This is a genomic window from Erwinia psidii, from assembly GCF_003846135.1.
Taxonomy (GTDB): Bacteria; Pseudomonadota; Gammaproteobacteria; order Enterobacterales; family Enterobacteriaceae; genus Erwinia; species Erwinia psidii.
On the sequence record NZ_RHHM01000004.1, the window covers coordinates 55,849 to 77,740 of the forward strand.

A 21,892-nucleotide genomic window follows, 5' to 3' on the forward strand; every position below is an offset into this window, starting at 1 on the left:
CTCTCCGGCCTGATTTCTTTCTTTCTGTCTGTTATTGACACTATTTGTGCAGGTTGGTCAGACGCAGCATCTGTGGTTCCATATTCCTTGCTGATATCTGGATATCTTTCAGTGGCTTCCAGTGTTCGGCACCATTGAATTCCCAGAGATGTAATTGTACATCTCCGGGCGACAGGGCACAGGACCAGATTATCAGCGGCTCGACATCGGAAATGACCTGAATATCAGCGGATGTCTCTAAACGTAACCTTCCTGAAGCCGGATGCAGTCGCAGGGAATCGTTCCCCTGCTCTTTTTCCCCTGTCAATTTCAGTACGCTCTGACGAAGTGCCCACAACTGTGTGGCTGCTTCGTTAGGATCTGACTGCGCTTTAATCCAGGCTTTTTCCCCTGAGGAAAATTTGAGAGCCTGCTGCTCCAGCGTCTGGCGACTGTGAGTACGAACAATCTCCATATCCAGACCGGTTTTGCCGCGTTCTTCTGCCAGTAAAATACCCACTATATTACCAGCATAAGCAATGCTGAAATCGGGCAGTTCAGGATCGGCAAAGTGGGGTCGACCATTGCATGAGATCGCCAAACTGGGAAGTTGAGGAATGCCATAAACCCGCCACATCAGTTCCGCCAGTAATGAACGTGCTGCCAGGTATCTGGCCTTTCTGCGCTCAGTCAATATCAGGGGGGGATTAACCACAGAAGAGGGGAGTCGGTAGGTACGGATGCTGGCACCAATCAGGGGCCATCGCGCAAAGTGACTTGCCATCTGTCGCTCCGTGAAAATGATTAAAAAACATTGCAACTATTGTAAGAATTCCCTTAACAAATATCACGCAACTTTGCTGCACAGGGAGTAATTTCGGACAAGAAATATCTTTCTGATGAAAAGCAGGGAACGGTGTAAATAGTCTGTCAAATGAAGTAGCTGATAATGTCATATGAGTGAGTCTGTATTTTTATAACGGGTTGTCGATCACATTTTTAAGAAAAAATGGCTGATACATAATTTTTACCAAAACTAAAAAGGTAATGTTAGATTAATGGTTTTTTAGTGCTAAATGATATATCAATCAGTTTTAAAAAAATAGATTGTTAATAATTTTTTAAACGTTCTGCATATGCTAATCAGATTATCTAATGATAATTTTTACATAGTAATTAATAGCTATCTGTTGTAAGGCAGTTAATGGATAAAATAACATTTATTATCATTGGACGGATTTTTATTTTTATGAAATTATACCGTTGTTTTTTATTGTGATGTTTTTGGTGTTAATCAGAAAGACGATTTCTTATTGTGGTGATTTATATGATAATTTTTAATTGTATTTTTATGACAAAATAATATCACCGTCTGTTGTAGAAAATACAGTAATACTTTAATTATCCCTCTGATAAAAATATCAGGGCTTATCGGAGTGTCTGGACTAAATAACGGCTCCTGATACCGCTACACTTTACGAAAGCCCTGTGGCACAAGGGATAGTCCGCTTTCCACAACGAAAGCCGGTACTATCAACGCCTCAAAGTTGTCGTCAGAATTAATGAAGCAATCATCACTTATTACCCAGTGATCTACTATTCGGAACCGCTATTTAGAAATACTATTATTCCTGGTCTTAACGGCGGTGGTGCTTATAGTACATGGCTCTCACTTGCTTGATACCATGCGGTTATCGAAAACTGTTACCGACGGTGTTTTACTGTGCAGAGATGTAATTATCATCAGGTTGCCTGCCAGTTATCAACAAAAAACCGTGACCTGTTCAGGCTGCTGTGAAGCCAGCCTTTGGCTGTTTTTATCTGCCACTCACCATTTTGGCGGATGGTAATAATGCATTTAGGTATACACATCCTGACGCGCCCACTTCTGACAACGACGAAGATACCAGGCATACCAGTGGCTGCGGGCAACCGGAAGTACAGGACACATGGTTTAATATTGAACGCTGTCCGGTGTTTTTCGATAAAGACAGACTTCATTTCAGGCGCTTCGCGAAATATGTCGCTGCCTTGTGGAAAATGGCCAGCTCCTCGTCCCGTTCAGCCAGCTGGCGTTTGAGCCGGACATTTTCAGCGGCTACACACTTTGACGTTCTGAGGCGGTGATTTGCTGTTGGCAGCTACAGCGCTGGGATTCATACAAACAGATTTCACGTGCCGCAGCGGGCAATACCGATTCGGAGACTCGTTGCGAAATTCATGCCTGTGATGATTTCGTGGCTTTTCTGGTTGATACGGAGTTTGGCATGTGAGTCATCTCAGGTTGAGAGTTGACTCACTCAGCCCCGTATCCACGGTTGACGGATAAGATCAAGCGGCGATGTTACCTTGCAAACCCAAAATGGCACTTTCACCCTTCCGTGGTGAAGGCATCTCCAGTTGTAGGTGTCTTGCATTTTGCATAAAGGACCTGCAGGAGCATTTGAGCCGAAACTTACGGTTTCATTCTTTTTGTGAACGTAGCGCCTTGTAAGGGCGCTACGTTCACACCTTTTTATCAGTTAATAAGGCAGGATCAGCGCCCTGTCAACCTTCGTGACTTCCTCTAACGCGACATGGTAAGTATTCGACGATGCTTTGGATACGGCTGTAACTTTGAAATTCGCCAGCGGAGAATACAGTTTTTCGCTCTCATCATTCTCAAATGACAGGCCGCCTGGGATGGATAACCCGTTGCTGCTATTGCCCTTCACCTTAAATATGACTTTTGCATCATCCTGACTACGGTTTGCAAAATCGTTAGCAACATTTACAGATCTGGATGTCGAGAAGAATTGCCCAAGGATATACACGGTTTCAGTTTTGTTATGTTCATCGGCGTTAAATCGTGAAATTAACGTGTTAATCCCGCTCTGTGTCATTCCTTGCCCGCGGTAAGTTGTTATATTTTTCTCTGTCGGGGTGTACCATGCTTTAGCGCCCGTTTTAACCAGTTCATTCAGATCGCTACAATTTGCCTTAATAGTTGATTCAAGTGCCTTATTACCACGGCTAAAAATCTCATAACCATGAACCCTGCGGTATTCTTCAACGACTTTACTCCCGCTCACTTTGCCTGCTAAGGGGGTGTTGCCAAACTGATGACGCGCCTCAACGTTGAGCGCTTTGCATCCCACATTACTTTGATAGATCATGGAAAAATTTTGTCGGGCACTGTGGTTTTTTTCATCAGCTTTTTTTGCATTGGTTTCAATTTTAGTAAGATTGTCTAATTTTTTCTCTATGCCATATTTTATCGCCTCGATATTATCAATTTTCTTATCATAACCGGCGACCTCTGTTTTTAGCTCATGAACCTCACTTAAGGTGCTATCAATTCTTGTCTGTAGCGTTTTTATCACCTTTCCGGCAGATACGGTACTCCCTTGAGCATTGATTTTTTTGACTGCTGCTTCGCGCTCAGTCTGATAACGGCTACCATGTAACATCTTTTTTAAAATGTTACTCGCCTGACCATATTTAAAATGATCTTTTTTCAGTCGTACAGTGGCGTTCTCACCATTTTTTGCTGAGACTGAATGAAGACTTTTAAGTAATGACTGGTTGTCGGCAATATTATTTTTATGCACGGCAATAGATTTATTTTTTTCAGTTGCGCTATTTTTAATATCTGAGATCTTTTGCGACAGACTGCTTCTAAGTTTACTTAATTCTATCCGCTCTTGCCGTATGTCATTCACAGGCACTACGGTATTATGTCTGACAGGATTTATTGGCATTTTTTTCCCTATTTGTTAAGTTCATCAATAATTTTCATGTATGAGATTGCGAAAAATTACAATGATTGCAAATTTCAGGGTGAGAGGCTATCAAGAAACGACTCTTAGTCAGAAATGACAGGCCGCAGAAAATAGCTGAGAGGAAATATTGGATCAGCGGGGCACTCGAACAGTAGCTTACGGTTTGCCATTTAGGCAGACTCCGCACCGTAAGGTTCTCCAGCAACAAAATAAGTGCCATTTGGTAATATATGTTTACAGGGAGTATAGAGATATATGCTAACACCTCATTATCTGTAATTTTCTTATTTTTACATAACCCGCTAACAATATTTATTATTCTCGATGTGTTCCAATACAGGGTTACATTAGATACTAAACTCAAGACGCTGGCCTTATTTATGATCTCTTCATAATCATCGGTCGTGAATTATCCCTGGCTCGAAAAAATATCTATCTGAGTAAATTATTTCGGTATTCTGTTTTATTGAGCTGAACTGTACGACGTAAATCCTGAACGGTCATATAGCGCAGAATATATTCCGGCTTGATCAGGCGAGCCAGATTGGTAAACGCCTTAGAAAGAGGATCAAATGGAAAATAGCTGGTGAGCCGCTCTGTGATGACATGGGCAGGTGCTGTACGTTTTTTGAGAGATTGCGATACATGAATCACCGCATCCGATTGTTCCTCAATAATATCCAGATCTACCGTTTTATTCATTAATGGTGTAAAAAAAACATAATTAACTAAACGGTTAGCCCTGTAGAGTTGTTGATGTTTAAAGTCTCTTATCCGTGGTATAAAGTAATAGCCAGGCAGATAACACAGTGCAGTAATTATTTCGCTATCACCGTGAGTATCTGTAATATGCTGATTGATTTTCAGAATGGTGTTATTTTACAGAATCCCGTCAAGCAAATACAAAGTTTCTCCTGGATTGCAGTAAGATACTATTGATACCGGAACACTGGCGGGGCGTTTTTTCTTCCATGTGATGGTCAGCTTTGCCGGGATGGAGCGAGAGTTTATCATCGAACGAACCCGTGTCGGGCTTGATGCAGCAAGCAACCTGGTCGTAAAGGTGGGCGAAAACCTAAAATGACCCGCCGAAAAATTGTATCTGCCAAAAAATTATTAACCAGCGGTATCCTTCCCAGGGAGGTAGCTAAAGACCTCGGCGTATCTGTACCAACGCTGTACCGTTGGTTGTCGGCATCCAAACATTCTTAGGCCACAGTCAGGAAATTATGGTTTAAATGCTCCACAGAGAATGAAACCGTAAGTTTCTGTTCAAATGCTCCCGCCGGTCCAGTTAACGTAATGAAAGAAGAGTTGTCTCTGGCTATCCTTGACGCAACACGCGCGTAAGCGTGAAGCACAAAATGCCGGTATGAAGCTGTTATAACGTCCACGGAGGACGGGGTGGATTGGAGGGCCTGAGTATCCTCAGGATGATTATTTTGACTGGCTCTACCACTATGATAATTAAGTGTAATTGCTGATTAATGGTTAAACGGTTTGTTAAATTAACTTGTTAAAGGTGTTTATTGTGCCATTTTTCACCAAACTTCGTCAGCGCAGCACTTACACGCCAGGGATCGCCGGACAGCCACGTGGAACGGATTGGCAGCAATGAAACAAAAATCCCGTCTAACAGTTAGCTATGCGGGATTAGTGGTAGTGAGTGGACGCTTACGACGCAGCGTCACTTGCCGATGCAAAAGCTGGAGAAGATGCGGCCCAGTAAATCATCTGAGCTAAATTCTCCGGTTATTTCACTTAGTGCCTGTTGGGCGGCGCGTAACTCTTCAGCCAGCAGCTCTCCGGCTTTGGCCCCTAACAGCTGTTCCTTGCCCTGAAGTAAGTGAGTGCATGCTAACTCCAGAGCCTGCAAATGACGTCTGCGGGCCAGGAAGCCCCCCTCTGTATTTCCGGCAAAGCCGATGCTCGTTTTCAAATGGTTGCGTAATACCTCGATTCCATCACCTGAGCGGGCGGAAAGGCGAATAAGTGAGTGGCCATTCACTTCTGAAATTGAGGGCGTTTCACCCGTAACATCGGCTTTATTACGCACCACGGTAATGGGCAACGAGGCGGGAAGACGGGCGATAAAGTCTGGCCAGATTGCCGCCGGTTCGGTTTCACTGGTAGTGGTACCATCCACCATAAACAATACCCGATCGGCCTGCTCTATTTCCTGCCATGCCCGTTCTATGCCAATGCGTTCCACCTCATCACTCGCCTCACGCAGTCCGGCAGTATCGATAATATGCAGTGGCATGCCATCAATATGGATATGTTCACGCAGCACGTCACGCGTGGTTCCGGCGATATCGGTAACGATGGCCGCATCACGACCCGCCAGCGCATTGAGCAGGCTGGATTTACCGGCATTCGGGCGACCAGCGATGACAACCTTCATTCCTTCTCTCAACAGGCTTCCCTGACGCGCTTCGCCGCGAACTTCATCAAGACGAACGATAACCTGATTGAGTTGGGCTTCTATTTTTCCGTCTGACAGAAAGTCGATCTCTTCATCCGGGAAATCAATGGCCGCCTCGACGTAGATCCTCAGGTGAGTAAGTGCTTCCACCAGATTGTTCACACGCAGTGAAAAAGCCCCCTGTAAGGAGTTTATCGCGGAACGGGCTGCCTGTTCCGAACTGGCATCGATCAGATCGGCAATTGCTTCTGCCTGGGCAAGGTCAAGTTTATCATTCAGGAAAGCCCGTTCGGAAAACTCACCCGGTTGTGCAATGCGCACGCCAGGGATTGTCGTAATGCGTTTCAGCAACAAATCAAGGATAACCGGACCGCCATGTCCCTGTAGTTCGAGCACATCCTCGCCAGTAAAGGAGTTAGGGGCAGGAAACCAGAGTGCAATTCCCTGATCCAGCGTCAGGTTATTGTTGTCCCGAAAGGACAGATAATCGGCATGGCGGGGGCGTGGAAGTTTGCCCAGCAGCAACTGTGCAACCTCTGCTGCTTTTGGCCCGGAAACACGCAGGATACCCACCCCGCCGCGACCTGGTGGGGTTGCCTGAGCTACGATGGTTTCGCTGTGATTCATGTTTAACTCTCTTTATTGCGGCAAAAAATAAGGCGGTCAGGTGACCGCCTTATGATAACGATTGTGTTAAAGCGTCACAAATTACGCTTTCTTCTTGTCACGGCTGTGTAAACCACGTTTTTCCAGACCGCGATAAATCAGCTGCTGCTGAATAATCGTCACCAGGTTACTGACGATGTAGTACAGCACCAGACCAGATGGGAACCACAGGAAGAACACGGTGAAGATCACTGGCATAAAGGTCATGATCTTCTGCTGCATTGGGTCGGTGACGGTAGTCGGAGACATCTTCTGGATGAAGAACATCGTCACGCCCATCAGGATTGGCAGAATGTAGTACGGGTCCTGTGCTGAAAGATCATGGATCCACAAGGCAAACGGCGCATGGCGCAGTTCAACGGAACCCATCAGCATATAGTACAACGCAAGGAAGATAGGCATCTGGATAACCAGCGGCAGACACCCACCCAGCGGGTTTACCTTCTCTGCTTTATACAGCGCCATCATCTCCTGGCTCATTCGCTGCTTATCTTCACCCAGACGCTCACGCATTGCCTGAATTTTTGGTTGCAGCATGCGCATTTTGGCCATCGAAGTGTACTGTGCTTTAGTTAGCGGGTACATGATGCCACGAACGATAAAGGTGATGATGATAATGGAGAAGCCCCAGTTACCAATAAAGCTGTGGATAAACTTCAGCAGTTTGAACAGCGGCTGAGAGATAAACCACAGCCAGCCGTAATCGACGGTCAAATCAAGATGAGGCGCAATGGCCGCCATTTTATCCTGAATTTCTGGCCCAACCCACAGCGTGGCAGCCAGATTTTGCTGTGAACCGGCGGCAACCGTCACTGGAGCAGATTTATAGCCGATAGCCGCAATGCCGTTACCCAGGTTGGCGGTGTAGAGTGTATTGCTGCCGGTAGTGTGTGGCACCCATGCGGTGGCGAAATACTGCTGAAGCATTGCTACCCAACCATTGTTGGTGCTGACATTCAGATTCTCATTACCGCTGATTTTGTCGAACTTGTACTTCTCGTAGTTAGTCTCACCGCTGGAGTAAGCCGCACCACGGAAAGTATGTAACGCAAAGTTATTGCTGCCGGTATCACGATGTTTAGGCAAATCTATGGTCTGTTTCAACTGACCAAACATCGCCACTTCCAGCGGCTGCGCCGTGGTGTTGTTAATCTGATAATCTACACCGATCGCGTATTCACCACGTTTCAGAACAAATGTTTTTGTCCAGGTTACGCCATTTTCTGCGGTGTAAGTCATTGGAATACGCAGTTCACTTTGCCCTTCTGCCAGCACAAAGTTGTCCTGAGCCGTGGTAAAAAGTGGGCGAGTGCCATTGGCTGGGTTGTCGGGACCATTACGTCCGGTCAGACCACTTTGTGCCTGGTACAGAAAGCCCGGCGTGTTTTCCAGCAACTGGAAAGGGCGATCGGAACCCAGCTTATCCGGGTAAGTCAGCAACTGTGCCTGCTCAATATCGCCACCGCGAGTATTGATCTGTAAAGACAGGACATCAGTCTTAACGGTGATCGTTTTGCCCTGGCCGCTGGCAGGAACGCCCTGATTTGCGTTATCGCCGGCTGCTGTCGTGTTTTGCGTGGTCTGGGTTTGCAGAGGCTGCGGAGCGTGGTCCGTCTGCCAGGCTTGCCAGAGCATAAAAGACACGAACAAAAAAGCGATGAGGAAAAGATTGCGTTGCGAATCCATCGTTAATGTTCTCTGGTATCAATGGTTATTTGGCGGCACCGGATCGTCGCCACCCGGGTTCAAAGGGTGGCATTTTAATACGCGCTTTATCGTCAACCAACTGCCTTTTATCAGGCCAAACCGGCGCAATGCCTCAATACCATATTGCGAGCAGCTTGGATGAAAACGACAGTGGGGTCCCAGAAGAGGGCTGATAACGCGCTGGTAAACGCGGATCAGTCCAATCAGGAGCCGCGAGCCAGGCGACAGTGACGACGCCATATTTTCTCCAACGCTTCCATCAGTCCGGGATTATCCAGGTCGGCCACGCCTTTTTTAGCCACCACCACGAAATCCATGGCGGGTAGCTCATGCTGACGCAGACGAAAACTCTCACGGGTCAATCGCTTGATCCGGTTGCGTTCATGCGCGCGTTTAACATGTTTTTTGGCGACGGTAAGACCGATGCGGGGATACCCCAGCGAGTTAAGGCGGCCGAGAATGGTGATTTGCGGCGTACCGGCTCTTTGCGGCTGCTGGAAGACGAAAGTGAAATGAGTGGGAGTTAACAAGCGTAACTCCCTGGGAAATGCGAGCTTAACCACTCAGCGGTTAGCTTTTATTACTTAGAAACGGTCAGACGTGAACGGCCTTTAGCACGACGACGTGCCAGAACCTGACGACCATTTTTTGTTGCCATACGGGCACGGAAACCATGTGAACGGTTGCGTTTCAGTACGGACGGTTGAAAAGTGCGTTTCATGGCGATTTCTACCTAAACTTGGAAAATTTCACTTGTTGACGCGCTGGATGGTCAGAAAACCGACCGACGCCTCAGTGTATCTTTAATAAAGAGGCGGGATTGTAATAATTGTACAACCCGGAGTCAATTTACTTCGTGTTTCAAACACCGCGTCTGGTATATCCCTTTCGACTGCAAAACCAGCCGGAATGGGCCAGAGCGCAACACGCCGGGGCACGAATTATACGGGGTCTGTGACAAAGCGCAAGGATCGCACTCGATCTTACTGTGATCCTCTGGCAATAATAGTACGCAAAGTGTGTGAGTGGGATGCCGCAGTGCGGCAAAAACAGAGTCGATCCTCTCTCTTCAATGAAAAAACCTGAACGAATCCTGCGTTCGCTGGCCTGTGGATAAATTGGATCAAAACCGGCCAGAAAGTGAAGATCTCTGTTGCGCTTTGCGCTATGATCCGCCCTCCCGTGAACGATCGTCCCGATCGGTCAGCGGCGGAGAAACCGCAGATAGCGGTTCGTATGTGTTTCATCTGCATGCGTCAACAATGATGAATTTATCGCTTCAGCGTCTTTTTTCTTGTCGAATTTTTTCGAGTGGAGTTCGCCGTGTCACTTACGCTTTGGCAACAGTGTCTTGCCCGTTTGCAGGATGAGCTACCTGCCACAGAATTCAGCATGTGGATCCGTCCATTACAGGCTGAATTGAACGACAATACGCTGGCCCTGTATGCACCAAATCGCTTTGTGCTCGATTGGGTACGTGATAAATATCTCAATAATATCAATGGATTGCTGAATGATTTTTGCGGGGTTGATGCCCCGCTGTTGCGTTTTGAAGTGGGCAGTAAACCGGTCACGCGTCAGATCAGCCAGCCAGTAACGGCCAGTACAAATACCAATGCGCCGGCGGTGGGCACACGTCCGGCACCCCTGCGTCCAAGCTGGGACAACACGCCAGCACCGGCGGAGCTTTCCTATCGATCAAACGTCAACACCAAACACAACTTTGACAATTTTGTGGAAGGTAAATCTAATCAGCTGGCTCGCGCGGCAGCGCGTCAGGTCGCGGACAATCCTGGCGGTGCTTACAATCCTTTATTCCTTTATGGTGGTACGGGCCTCGGAAAAACCCACCTGCTGCATGCGGTTGGCAATGGCATCATGGCCCGCAAGCCGAATGCTAAAGTGGTGTATATGCACTCCGAACGCTTTGTGCAGGATATGGTTAAAGCACTGCAAAACAATGCCATTGAAGAGTTTAAGCGTTACTACCGCTCTGTGGATGCCCTGCTGATCGATGACATTCAGTTTTTTGCCAATAAAGAACGATCCCAGGAAGAGTTTTTTCATACATTTAATGCGTTGCTGGAAGGCAACCAGCAGATCATTCTGACATCAGATCGCTACCCGAAAGAGATTAATGGGGTGGAGGATCGTCTTAAATCCCGCTTTGGTTGGGGCCTGACGGTGGCCATTGAGCCGCCGGAGCTGGAAACCCGCGTTGCGATCCTGATGAAAAAAGCCGACGAAAACGATATTCGTTTGCCGGGTGAAGTGGCGTTCTTTATTGCCAAACGTCTGCGCTCCAATGTGCGTGAACTGGAAGGGGCGCTAAACCGGGTTATCGCCAACGCCAACTTTACCGGCCGGGCTATCACCATTGATTTTGTTCGTGAAGCGTTACGCGACTTGCTGGCGCTACAGGAAAAGCTGGTCACAATAGATAATATTCAGAAAACGGTTGCCGAATATTACAAAATCAAAGTGGCGGATCTGCTCTCCAAACGTCGTTCGCGTTCTGTCGCCCGCCCACGTCAGATGGCAATGGCGATGGCGAAAGAGCTGACCAATCACAGCTTGCCGGAAATCGGTGATGCTTTCGGGGGTCGTGACCATACAACCGTGCTGCATGCCTGTCGTAAAATTGAGCAGCTGCGTGAGGAAAGTCACGATATTAAAGAAGATTTCTCAAATCTAATCAGAACATTATCCTCCTGACACTATGAAATTTATTGTAGAACGCGAGCATTTACTTAAGCCGTTACAGCAGGTCAGTAGCCCGCTGGGCGGACGTCCAACCTTACCGATCCTCGGCAACCTACTGCTACAGGTTAACGAAGGCAGCCTGCTACTGACCGGAACCGATTTAGAAATGGAAATGGTCGCCCGTGTCGCCCTGACGCGGGATCACCAGCCTGGCGCCACCACCGTTCCGGCGCGTAAATTTTTTGATATCTGTCGCGGTCTGCCTGAAGGGGCGGATATTACGGTGATCCTCGAAGGTGAAAGAATGCTTGTGCGCTCAGGCCGCAGCCGTTTTTCGCTTTCGACGCTTCCGGCCAGTGACTTCCCTAACCTGGATGACTGGCAAAGCGAAGTGGAGTTTACCTTGCCGCAGGCCACCATGAAGCGCCTGATTGAGGCGACGCAGTTCTCAATGGCTCACCAGGATGTTCGCTATTATCTGAACGGAATGCTGTTTGAAACCGAAGGCGAAGAACTGCGCACCGTGGCGACCGATGGACATCGCCTTGCCGTGTGTTCAATGCCGGTGGGGCAATCACTGCCAAATCATTCAGTGATTGTGCCACGCAAAGGTGTGATTGAGCTGGTACGTCTGTTGGATGGTGGGGACACGCCGCTGCAGGTGCAGATTGGCAGCAACAATATCCGCGCTCATGTCGGTGACTTTATCTTCACCTCGAAGCTGGTTGATGGCCGTTTCCCTGATTATCGTCGCGTTTTGCCTAAAAATCCCGATAAAACCCTGAGTGCCGGTTGCGATCTGCTTAAACAGGCTTTCGCCAGGGCGGCCATTCTCTCAAATGAGAAGTTTCGCGGCGTTCGCTTATATATCAGTGAAAATCAGCTGAAGATCACCGCGAATAACCCAGAACAGGAAGAGGCGGAAGAAATTCTGGACGTTTCCTATGATGGTACGGATCTGGAAATTGGTTTTAATGTCAGCTATGTGCTGGATGTGCTCAACGCGCTGAAGTGTGAAAATGTCCGCCTGCTGCTGACCGATTCTGTTTCCAGCGTGCAGATTGAAGATGCTGCCAGCCAGAGCGCGGCCTATGTCGTTATGCCTATGAGGTTATAATCTGGCGGGCTAACTCACTTGCCATTTTGGGATTGGGCAGTGCGTAAAATTCTCACGTACTTTGTGTACGCTCCGTTTTTTGCGCGCTGGCTGCACCCAAAAACTGTCTGCGCCGTTAACGCCCTGATTCTGTATCGCCACGTTTACAGAACAAAGCCGTATTTGTAATATTTGTACTGGACCACCTACTTATGGCTTTAACCCGCCTGCTTATCAAAGATTTTCGTAATATCGAAAACGCGGACCTGGCGCTGGCACCCGGTTTCAATTTTCTGGTGGGCGCGAACGGCAGCGGTAAAACCAGCGTGCTGGAAGCTATCTATACGCTTGGTCACGGCCGGGCGTTCCGCAGTTTGCAGGCTGGCAGAGTGATCCGCCATGACCAGGATGCGTTTGTGTTGCATGGTCGAATTGACGGCGCAGAACACGAAACCAGCGTTGGCCTGACCAAAAATCGTGCGGGCGACAGCAAGGTACGCATTGCGGGTACTGACGGTCATAAAGTGGCTGAGCTGGCCCAGATGCTGCCGATGCAACTGATTACGCCAGAAGGGTTTACCCTGCTAAACGGTGGTCCTAAATACCGTCGTGCCTATATCGACTGGGGCTGCTTCCACAATGAGCCTGGGTTTTTTAATGCCTGGAGTAATCTCCGGCGTCTGCTTAAACAGCGAAATGCCGCGCTGCGTCAGGTTTCACGTTATCAGCAAATTCGCGCATGGGATCTGGAGCTGGCACCGCTGGCTGAGCAGTTGAGCCGCTGGCGCGCCGCTTACAGTGACGCTATTGCAGCGGATATCAGTGCCACCTGTGCCCAGTTTTTACCGGAGTTTGCGTTAAGTTTTTCCTTTCAGCGTGGTTGGGATAAAGAAACCGACTACAGCGAGCTGTTGGAGCGTCAGTTTGAGCGTGACAGAGCGTTGACTTACACTGCCAGCGGGCCTCATAAGGCAGATTTTCGTATTCGTGCCGACGGTACACCGGTCGAAGATCTCCTGTCCCGTGGCCAGTTAAAACTGCTGATGTGTGCCCTGAGACTGGCACAGGGTGAGTTTCTTACACGACAGAGCGGGCGTCGTTGCCTGTATCTGATAGATGATTTTGCCTCTGAGCTGGATGAAACGCGTCGCCAACTGCTGGCCTCGCGGTTGAAAGCCACTCATGCCCAGGTTTTTGTCAGCGCAATTGATGCCGGACATGTGTTCGACATGTCTGACGAAAAGGGCAAGATGTTCCACGTAGAACAAGGTAAAATAGCCGTTCAACCTGAAGATTAATCGAGCGAGAAACGTTGATGTCGAATTATGACTCCTCAAGTATCAAAGTTCTGAAAGGGCTGGATGCGGTACGCAAGCGCCCTGGTATGTATATCGGCGATACGGATGACGGCACCGGTCTGCATCATATGGTATTCGAGGTCGTGGATAACGCCATTGACGAAGCACTCGCCGGCCACTGTAAAGATATTATGGTTACCATTCATGCAGATAACTCTGTTTCTGTTCAGGATGATGGTCGTGGTATTCCGACCGGAATCCATGAAGAAGAGGGCGTATCCGCGGCCGAAGTGATCATGACCGTACTGCATGCGGGCGGTAAGTTCGATGACAACTCGTATAAGGTATCCGGTGGCCTGCATGGCGTGGGGGTTTCCGTGGTTAACGCCCTGTCGGAGAAACTGGAGCTGACCATTCGTCGTGAAGGCAAGGTACACCAGCAGATTTACGTTCATGGTGTGCCGCAGGCTCCGCTGAGCGTGACCGGTGAAACCGATTTGACTGGCACGCGGGTGCGTTTCTGGCCAAGCCATGCAACCTTTACTAACGTCACTGACTTTGAATATGAAATTCTGGCTAAGCGCCTGCGTGAGCTGTCATTTCTGAACTCCGGCGTCTCAATCAAACTTGAAGACAAACGTGACGACAAGAAAGATCACTACCATTATGAAGGTGGCATTAAAGCCTTTGTTGAATACCTGAACCGCAATAAAACCCCTATTCATCCTAACGTCTTCTATTTCTCCACCGAGAAAGACGGTATCGGTGTGGAAGTGGCATTGCAGTGGAATGATGGTTTTCAGGAAAATATTTACTGCTTCACTAACAATATCCCCCAGCGCGATGGCGGTACTCATCTGGCCGGTTTCCGTGCTGCAATGACCCGGACCCTGAATGCCTACATGGACAAAGAAGGCTACAGCAAAAAAGCCAAGGTCAGCGCGACCGGTGACGATGCGCGTGAAGGCCTGATTGCGGTTGTGTCAGTGAAGGTGCCGGACCCTAAATTCTCCTCGCAGACCAAAGATAAGCTGGTGTCTTCTGAGGTGAAATCTGCCGTTGAGCAGCAAATGAATGAGTTGCTCGCAGAGTATCTGCTGGAAAATCCCGGCGATGCGAAAACCGTGGTAGGTAAGATTATTGATGCCGCCCGTGCCCGTGAAGCAGCCCGCCGTGCGCGTGAGATGACTCGCCGTAAAGGCGCGTTGGATTTGGCCGGCCTGCCGGGAAAACTGGCGGACTGCCAGGAGCGCGATCCGGCCCTGTCAGAAATTTACCTGGTGGAGGGTGATTCTGCAGGTGGCTCAGCCAAGCAGGGACGTAACCGTAAAAATCAGGCCATTCTGCCGCTGAAAGGAAAAATCCTTAACGTGGAGAAGGCGCGCTTTGACAAGATGCTTGCTTCACAGGAAGTGGCTACGTTGATCACCGCGCTGGGCTGTGGCATTGGCCGTGATGAATATAACCCGGACAAACTGCGCTATCACAGCATTATCATCATGACCGATGCGGACGTCGATGGCTCACATATCCGTACACTGTTACTGACGTTTTTCTATCGTCAGATGCCAGAAATTATTGAGCGAGGCCACGTTTTTATTGCTCAGCCACCGTTGTATAAGGTGAAAAAAGGTAAGCAGGAACAGTATATTAAAGATGGTGATGCGATGGATCAGTACCAAATCGCCATCGCGCTGGATGGCGCAACGCTGCACACCAATGCCGATGCGCCGCCGCTGGGGGGGGAACCACTCGAAAGCCTGGTAGCGGAATTCAACAGTGCACGCAAAATGATCAAGCGTATGGAGCGTCGTTATCCGGTTGCGCTGCTGAATGCGTTGATCGACTACGCAACCCTGAGCGATCTTTCCGCACAGGCGTCTGTAGAGCAGTGGATTAATGGACTGGTTACACAGCTGAATGAAAAAGAACAGCATGGCAGTACTTACGTGGGAGTGGTGCGCGAAAACCGCGAACTGAATATTTTCGAACCTGTAGTGCGCATTCGTACTCACGGTGTGGATACTGACTACACGCTGGACAGTGAATTTGTACTGGGTGGGGAATACCGCAAGATCTGTACGCTGGGTGAGAAACTTCGCGGTCTGATCGAAGAGGACGCCTTTATTGAGCGCGGTGAGCGTCGCCAGCCAGTAACGTCTTTTGAGCAGGCGGTGGACTGGCTGGTTAAGGAGTCGCGTCGTGGTTTATCAGTTCAACGTTATAAAGGACTGGGTGAGATGAACCCGGAGCAGCTGTGGGAAACCACCATGGACCCTGACAGCCGTCGTATGTTGCGCGTCACCGTTAAAGACGCCATTGCAGCTGACCAGTTGTTCACCACACTGATGGGCGATGCGGTAGAGCCCCGTCGTGCCTTTATTGAAGAGAATGCGCTTAAAGCGGCGAACATCGATATTTAACCGGTTATTGTGCCAGCAGGGGGCGGCTGGCGCTGAGGAAAAATCCAGATTCAGTGAGCTGAGTCTGGATTTTTTTATGCGCAAATAAACACCACCACCTGTGGAGGTGGTCAGCAACAAATTGGCTCTGCCAGTAATGCTACTCATGGGAAAATCCGAATTTGTTATCCCCAAAACTGATAAGGATTTAACCATGAGTGGATCCCAGAGACCATCGCATGTGCTGTGGTGTTGTCAATATCACACCGTATGGACACCCAGATATGGGTTCCGCATTCTGAGGAATAATCCAGGCAGGGAGGTTTACAGGCAGACAAGGATTTCGAATGAACAGTTCAGGATAGAGGTGGTGGCGCTGGATCATGTTCACTTGCTGATAAAAGTGCCGCCGCGACGTTCAATCTCGCATGTCACTGGTCATTTAAAAGGTAAAACGGCTGTTCAGTAAATCCCCGTATCCGAGAAGAATAAATTATGGGGAAACCACTTCTGGGCGCGAGGCTACTGCGTAGAAACCGTAGGTACAGACGAAGAGATGATCAGGAAACAGGTGAAGTATCAGGAAAAGCATGAACAGGAAGAAAGCCAACTTCGTTTAAAAGAAGTCTGAAGCGAAAGCTCTCAGAGTCAGAGCTAAGTACGCCCCTGTGGGGCGCAATCAATACCATCTGCTATGCAGGTGAATTTTTATGCCACAGATAACCGGGGGGATATTGGGGAGATTTTTTATTTTCAACAAAATGTCTGAAATACACTTTTTAGTTAAAAATGTGCAGAAGTATTCCTCCCTCTGTGAGAGAAGCGATTTTTTGTAAAAATTATAACGGTTGTTTTTTTATATGTTAATTGGTAGTTAATTTTTCTGTTGACTCAGCGTAAAATAACCCCTTCAAGTGTATAACGATAAAACTCACTGTTGTTTTTCATACCAAACTTACGCATTATTGCCCGCTTGTGAGTGCTGATGGTTTTCACACTCAGACTGGTGCGGCGAGATATATCTGTCAGCGATAATCCCTCGCGAATATATTGCACCACCATCGCCTGTTGCTTACTGAGTGTAATATCGGCTGTTTGACCACAGCTATTTTTTCCTAAAGAGCGTGGGGAGTAAACCGGTGAATTAGCGTTTTTGAAAAGCTTCCGTAACTCTCTGTTAGCGTGTTTTTTTTCCAGGCGCACCTGATGCTCAAGGCACAGGTGACCGGGTTTTTTACGGCAGTTTGTCATAAGGTTCAGCGATACATGGCGGCTTACTTTCGCATAGTCCCTGGAAACCTTTCTGCCAGCGCTCTTAACATGACAGATATCAGAAATGATGATGTCAGGTTTGAGCAGTGAACGTTTTTCATCAGCAATCATATAAACAGGATGATTGCCTGGATGGGTAATAATCCAGGCCTGATTAATCAGGTTAATCAGGCCAATAATAAAATAATTATCTTCACTAATAATCAGAATATTCATTTTTCCTCCGTGAAATTTACTACAGTTGATGCTGATCTTAAGTATTGCTCTGAAAGTATCGACGGCCAATGTCCACAGCGGTTTTTGAACGTATCCGTTGTTATAGTTGTGTCGGTTACTTTACGCTTAAATACCTTTTTTGTACCACTTTTTAATGGTTTTTTTTGACATTAATGTGATTTAATGATGCTTTAAATTAATTGTTATATATTTAAGTAATATTTCTAACGTATTATTGTAAATAATGTTTTGTTGTAATGATGCTGGTCAATATCAGTTGAATCGTGCTAAATAAGTGCTCCTGATACCACTACGCTTTTGTCAGCCCTTTTTTGCTTCCTGGGAAAGGGACGACGGTGTTTATAAAGCGGCGTATCTTTTTCAACAATTGCCGTATTGATCGGCACTGATGATTCCTGTTGAAGGTACCTTTCGCGGCTGCCACAGGGGTCTAACGTGGTTGACTCGCGGCGAGTAAACGCGCTGATAAATTATCCTGAACGGCGGGTGCTGTTTCAGCCAATGCAGCGTTTCTCTGCTCTTATGAATAATCAGCTATCATGAGCGTATTGAAGACGGATATCCACTTTTCATTTTCGTAAACCACCGGATGTTCCAGGCTACCCATGTGTCATGGCAGAATTTGTCGCCGCCATCTTTTCGTCTTTGTGTGGGCCACGGATCCACGGTGCAGGCGTAGCTTTGCGCCGCACCGGGCAACGCGGATCATTTTCTGCGGCAGGCGTCGTTCGTTGCGGGGTATGGGTGTTATGATCGGCAAAGCTCAGCCCGGTTGGTTTGGCGATGGTTCATAACGCACAAACCGGACTGAGTTCTCTGCGGTTGATCTACTATTTGGGACGCTGATTTAGCTGCTGGCGAACAACAAACTGATGAGGATTTTATGGCGATAAAACTGATAGCGATTGATATGGATGGCACTCTGTTAAATCCTCAGCACGAGGTTACGCCACGGGTGAAAGAAGCGCTCCGTGCTGCCCGTGATAAAGGCGTGGCTATTGTGCTGGCAACCGGGCGTCCATTTATTGGCGTGTTACGCTACCTGATTGAACTGGATTTACAGCAGGAGGGCCAGTATTGCATTACTAATAACGGTGCGCTGGTTCAGCAAGCCGCAACCGGTGACTGTGTGGCTGAAGTGACCCTTAATTATGACGACTACCGCTATTTTGAGAAGCTGTCCCGTGAACTGGGCGTACATTTTCAGGCACTAACCAAATCGCTGTTGTTTACTGCGAATAAAGACATCAGTGAGTTCACCGTGCACGAATCCTTTCTGACCGGTATTCCATTGCGCTATCGAAGCGTTGAAGAGATGGATCGGTCTGCCACTTTTCCAAAGCTAATGATGATCGATCCGCCAGAGATACTCAATGATGCCATCGGGCGTATCCCCCAGGAAGCTCACGATCGTTATACGATTATGAAAAGCTCACCTTATTATCTGGAGATCCTTCACAGGCAGGTCAATAAAGGTGCGGGCGTAAAAATACTGGCCGAGCGTCTTGGTCTGGTGCGAGAGGAAGTGATGGCAATCGGCGATCAGGAAAACGATCTGGCGATGCTGGATTTTGCCGGAACGGGCGTGGCGATGGGAAATGCCATTGCATCTGTTAAATCTGCCGCGCAGTTTATCACCAAAACCAACCAGCAAGATGGCGTTGCTCACGCTATTGAGACGTTCGTTCTGTAAAACATCGTTGTAACGGTGCCGGGCTAAAGTGACGGTCCTGCCATTGCGCAGTACCGGAAAGCCGCTGAATGCATTACCCTTGGCAGAGCAGACACTGCCGGGGATAAACACCATGACCGAACGCCAGCTTACTTTTGACTCCCGTAACCATCAGCTCACTAATATCAACGTCTGGACGGCAGACAGCCACTGGCTGGTTTATGACGTCCGTTCAGACACGGCTACGTTTGACGGGTTGACCGTTGAGCGGGTCAACCTCAGCGGCCAGACGGAAGTGTTATATCAGGCTGGTAACGGCGCCCATATTGGCGTGATTACCACCAGTTCCGATCTGCCACCACGCTACGTTTTTATTCATGGCCCTGAGCACCCCGACGCGCAGTGGCAGTATGACTTTCATCACCGGCGTGGGGTGATTGTGCAAAATGGCCTGGCGGAAAATATGGATGCCTGTGATATCACGCCGCCTTTCACCGTGGGTGCTTTGCGCGGTGGTTCTCATGTTCATGTCTTTAGCCCGGATGGCTCGCGGCTGAGTTTTACTTACAATGATCACCTGATGCATCAGCTGGCAGCAGAAGAAGATCGGCGCAATGTTGGTGTGGCGGTTCCATTGCGCCCGGTCTGTCCGCCCAAAAGCCATCCACGGGAATACGATGGACGCTTTTTTTGCGTGCTGGTCAGCCACACGACCCGCTCGCCGAGGCCCGGCAGCGACGAGATTAACCGTGCTTTTGAAGAAGGTTGGGTGGGCACAGAAGGCTATATGAAAAAAGACGGTCACCGACAGCGCTGGGCGCTGGCCTTTATTGGTGACACGATCGGCATCCGTGGCGAAAAAGTGTCTGAAGTTTTTATTGTCGATTTACCCGAAAAGTTAACCGATTATGCATTGCAGGATGACAAGCCTATTGAAGGCACCGTTGATACCCTGCCCGCACCTCCCGCAGGGATAAAACAACGCAGGCTGACCTTCACCCACCAGCGGACTTATCCGGGGCTGGTTACCACGCCTCGTCACTGGCTTCGCAGTTCACCTGATGGTCGATCAATCGCGTTTCTGATGAAAGATGATGCGGGCGTGGTGCAGCTGTGGACGATTGCGCCGACGGGCGGTCAACCCCGGCAGATAAGTCATGCAGCTTGCGACATCCAGTCGGCTTTTAGCTGGCACCCGGATGGTCAGTCGGTGGCGTTGATTAATGACAACAGCGTCATGCTTTGCGAAACCGGCAGCGGCAACATGCGGCGACTGACGGCCCGAACCAACACGCCGCCGGTGGCAGACGCGGTGGTATGTTCACCGGACGGAAAATATGTTGCCTATATGCGCTGTGTTAACGGTTTTCGGCAGATCTTTATTGCCGACGTGCTCGGTGATTAATGCTGTTGCGCTACAGTGCCCTGGAGCGGTGCAGCATGAGACAGGCTCTCATCGGTATGATTGCGTTGTTCGCTGCGGCGCACGCGTTCATGGGGCGAATCTGCCGCCTTATCACTGCCGGAGCGGTAATAGTCCCAGGGCAGCAGCAGCGTATCCAACACGGCAGAAAAAGGCAGATCGATAGCTGCCAGCGGGCGCATCACCCAGCCACTGTTACTGTCAGCGATTACCCTGGCGCTGGCTCGGGTACCGGAATAGTATCCCTGATCGGGTCCTGAATGGGACATAAAGCTGGAGCACCCGCTGGTGCCAGCCAGCGCCAGGCCAGCCAACAAACCAGCGAAGTAATAATTTTTCATGGCTATCATATTCATCATTCCTTCGGTCACAGTAGGGCCAGCCTGATTTATTCTCGCAGTCTGCATGAAAAAACAGCGCTTACCTGGTCAGAACGTATACACCCGGCACCGATGATTTTCACCAGAGTGTATGTCATTCATGGCATGTGGGTTAAAAAAATTATATCACCCACGCTTGAAAGCCGACTGTTTGTCACCATTTCAGTATCAGGTCACACAATCGTACGCCGTAAGGGTACAGCCTGTTGACTGATGGCCTGTCCTGAGTGGAGGGCCTTTACCGTCCATCTTGCTGATTATCAGGAGTAATGAAATGCGTAGTTTTGATCTTGCCCCACTTTATCGTTCTTCAATTGGTTTTGATCGCCTGATTAACTTACTTGAATCCAATCAGGGACAAAGTAACGGCGGCTACCCTCCTTACAATGTTGAGTTGGTAGCAGAAAACCACTACCGCATCACCATTGCCGTGGCCGGTTTCGCGCAGAGCGAACTGGATATTACCTCTCACGATAACATGCTTACCGTCCGGGGCGCGCATCCCGAAGAACAACAGGAAAAAACCTACCTGTACCAGGGGATTGCTGAGCGCAACTTTGAGCGTAAGTTCCAGCTGGCCGAGCATGTGAATGTCCGTGATGCCAGACTTGAAAATGGTTTGCTGTATATTGACCTGGAACGTGTGGTTCCTGAGGCGAATAAACCTCGCCGCATTGAGATTGTTAAATAAACCTTTTTCTGCCGCGCAATAATGATGACGAACCCCATGTTATTGCATGGGGTTTTGTTTTTTTATCTGTCTGCAAATGGATATCGCCATGCCGGCTATTGCCATTATCATTCAGATACCTGTATGACTGGATGTCGTCGGGTTCGTTCACGCTTCACCGTATCATCACGGGCGAACAGG

At 48.7% G+C, this 21,892-nt stretch carries 16 protein-coding genes and 5 pseudogenes; 9 read left to right on the forward strand and 12 right to left on the reverse strand.

Features of this window, described 5'->3' with window-relative positions:
* Positions 1 to 40: 40 nt before the first annotated feature.
* The 4 genes and pseudogenes from EB241_RS06380 to EB241_RS21070 all read right to left on the reverse strand — a co-directional run bounded on the left by EB241_RS06380 (position 41) and on the right by EB241_RS21070 (position 4,610).
* A complete protein-coding gene (locus EB241_RS06380) occupies positions 41 to 763 on the reverse strand; it encodes a 4'-phosphopantetheinyl transferase family protein (RefSeq protein ID WP_124232377.1) in 723 nt (240 codons plus the stop codon).
* Between the two features lie 1,089 nt (positions 764 to 1,852).
* A pseudogene (locus tag EB241_RS21360) lies at positions 1,853 to 2,248 on the reverse strand (IS3 family transposase); the annotation flags it as partial.
* Between the two features lie 253 nt (positions 2,249 to 2,501).
* A complete protein-coding gene (locus EB241_RS06390) occupies positions 2,502 to 3,719 on the reverse strand; it encodes an ADP-ribosyltransferase domain-containing protein (RefSeq protein ID WP_124232379.1) in 1,218 nt (405 codons plus the stop codon).
* 453 nt (positions 3,720 to 4,172) lie between these two features.
* Positions 4,173 to 4,610 carry a Tn3 family transposase gene (locus EB241_RS21070; RefSeq protein ID WP_199737326.1) on the reverse strand — a complete coding sequence of 146 codons (438 nt, stop codon included), beginning with the start codon at positions 4,608 to 4,610 and terminating at the stop codon, positions 4,173 to 4,175.
* 58 nt (positions 4,611 to 4,668) lie between these two features.
* On the opposite strand from EB241_RS21070, the pseudogene EB241_RS06400 reads away from it, so the two are divergent.
* Positions 4,669 to 4,952: pseudogene (locus tag EB241_RS06400) on the forward strand (helix-turn-helix domain-containing protein); the annotation flags it as partial.
* A gap of 475 nt (positions 4,953 to 5,427) precedes the next feature.
* Here the strand turns inward: EB241_RS06400 and mnmE are convergent.
* The 5 genes and pseudogenes from mnmE to rpmH form a co-directional block, all read right to left on the reverse strand.
* Positions 5,428 to 6,792: a tRNA uridine-5-carboxymethylaminomethyl(34) synthesis GTPase MnmE gene (mnmE, locus tag EB241_RS06405; RefSeq protein ID WP_124232380.1), complete on the reverse strand. Its 1,365-nt coding sequence runs from the start codon at positions 6,790 to 6,792 to the stop codon at positions 5,428 to 5,430.
* Between the two features lie 81 nt (positions 6,793 to 6,873).
* A complete protein-coding gene (yidC, locus tag EB241_RS06410) occupies positions 6,874 to 8,517 on the reverse strand; it encodes a membrane protein insertase YidC (protein WP_124232381.1) in 1,644 nt (547 codons plus the stop codon).
* Positions 8,518 to 8,519: 2 nt separating this feature from the next.
* Positions 8,520 to 8,778: pseudogene (gene yidD / locus EB241_RS06415) on the reverse strand (membrane protein insertion efficiency factor YidD).
* Positions 8,742 to 9,101: a ribonuclease P protein component gene (gene rnpA / locus EB241_RS06420; RefSeq protein ID WP_124232383.1), complete on the reverse strand. Its 360-nt coding sequence runs from the start codon at positions 9,099 to 9,101 to the stop codon at positions 8,742 to 8,744. The pseudogene yidD and the gene rnpA overlap by 37 nt, the downstream one beginning before the upstream one ends.
* A 17-nt stretch (positions 9,102 to 9,118) precedes the next feature.
* Complete coding sequence (gene rpmH / locus EB241_RS06425; protein WP_003849659.1) at positions 9,119 to 9,259, reverse strand: 50S ribosomal protein L34; 141 nt, start codon at positions 9,257 to 9,259, stop codon at positions 9,119 to 9,121.
* 602 nt (positions 9,260 to 9,861) lie between these two features.
* On the opposite strand from rpmH, the gene dnaA reads away from it, so the two are divergent.
* The 5 genes and pseudogenes from dnaA to tnpA all read left to right on the forward strand — a co-directional run bounded on the left by dnaA (position 9,862) and on the right by tnpA (position 16,668).
* Positions 9,862 to 11,253 carry a chromosomal replication initiator protein DnaA gene (gene dnaA, locus EB241_RS06430; RefSeq protein WP_124232384.1) on the forward strand — a complete coding sequence of 464 codons (1,392 nt, stop codon included), beginning with the start codon at positions 9,862 to 9,864 and terminating at the stop codon, positions 11,251 to 11,253.
* Positions 11,254 to 11,257: 4 nt separating this feature from the next.
* Positions 11,258 to 12,358: a DNA polymerase III subunit beta gene (gene dnaN / locus EB241_RS06435; RefSeq protein WP_124232385.1), complete on the forward strand. Its 1,101-nt coding sequence runs from the start codon at positions 11,258 to 11,260 to the stop codon at positions 12,356 to 12,358.
* 191 nt (positions 12,359 to 12,549) lie between these two features.
* Positions 12,550 to 13,635 carry a DNA replication/repair protein RecF gene (recF, locus tag EB241_RS06440; RefSeq protein WP_124232386.1) on the forward strand — a complete coding sequence of 362 codons (1,086 nt, stop codon included), beginning with the start codon at positions 12,550 to 12,552 and terminating at the stop codon, positions 13,633 to 13,635.
* Between the two features lie 17 nt (positions 13,636 to 13,652).
* Positions 13,653 to 16,058, forward strand: a complete 2,406-nt coding sequence (gene gyrB, locus EB241_RS06445) for a DNA topoisomerase (ATP-hydrolyzing) subunit B (protein WP_124232387.1) — start codon at positions 13,653 to 13,655, stop codon at positions 16,056 to 16,058.
* A 193-nt stretch (positions 16,059 to 16,251) separates the two neighbouring features.
* A pseudogene (tnpA, locus tag EB241_RS06450) lies at positions 16,252 to 16,668 on the forward strand (IS200/IS605 family transposase).
* Between the two features lie 260 nt (positions 16,669 to 16,928).
* Here the strand turns inward: tnpA and EB241_RS06455 are convergent.
* Both EB241_RS06455 and EB241_RS21365 read right to left on the reverse strand, forming a co-directional pair.
* Positions 16,929 to 17,525, reverse strand: coding sequence for a helix-turn-helix domain-containing protein (locus EB241_RS06455; RefSeq protein ID WP_124232388.1), 597 nt, complete (start codon positions 17,523 to 17,525; stop codon positions 16,929 to 16,931).
* 310 nt (positions 17,526 to 17,835) lie between these two features.
* Positions 17,836 to 18,077: pseudogene (locus EB241_RS21365) on the reverse strand (IS630 family transposase); the annotation flags it as partial.
* A 352-nt stretch (positions 18,078 to 18,429) separates the two neighbouring features.
* Here EB241_RS21365 and yidA point away from each other — a divergent pair.
* Both yidA and EB241_RS06470 read left to right on the forward strand, forming a co-directional pair.
* On the forward strand, positions 18,430 to 19,239 hold the full coding sequence (yidA, locus tag EB241_RS06465) for a sugar-phosphatase (protein ID WP_124232390.1): 810 nt from the start codon (positions 18,430 to 18,432) through the stop codon (positions 19,237 to 19,239).
* 112 nt (positions 19,240 to 19,351) lie between these two features.
* The gene (locus tag EB241_RS06470) at positions 19,352 to 20,623 is read left to right on the forward strand and encodes a DUF3748 domain-containing protein (protein WP_124232391.1); all 1,272 of its coding nucleotides are present in this window, start codon (positions 19,352 to 19,354) and stop codon (positions 20,621 to 20,623) included.
* Here EB241_RS06470 and EB241_RS06475 read toward each other — a convergent pair.
* Entirely contained in the window at positions 20,620 to 20,991 is a 372-nt protein-coding gene (locus EB241_RS06475; RefSeq protein ID WP_124232392.1) for a YceK/YidQ family lipoprotein, read from the reverse strand. The two genes, EB241_RS06470 and EB241_RS06475, sit on opposite strands and share 4 nt — an antisense overlap.
* Before the next feature lie 304 nt (positions 20,992 to 21,295).
* Here EB241_RS06475 and ibpA point away from each other — a divergent pair, with 304 nt between their 5' ends.
* On the forward strand, positions 21,296 to 21,712 hold the full coding sequence (gene ibpA / locus EB241_RS06480) for a small heat shock chaperone IbpA (RefSeq protein ID WP_124232393.1): 417 nt from the start codon (positions 21,296 to 21,298) through the stop codon (positions 21,710 to 21,712).
* The last annotated feature ends 180 nt before the right edge of the window (positions 21,713 to 21,892 follow it).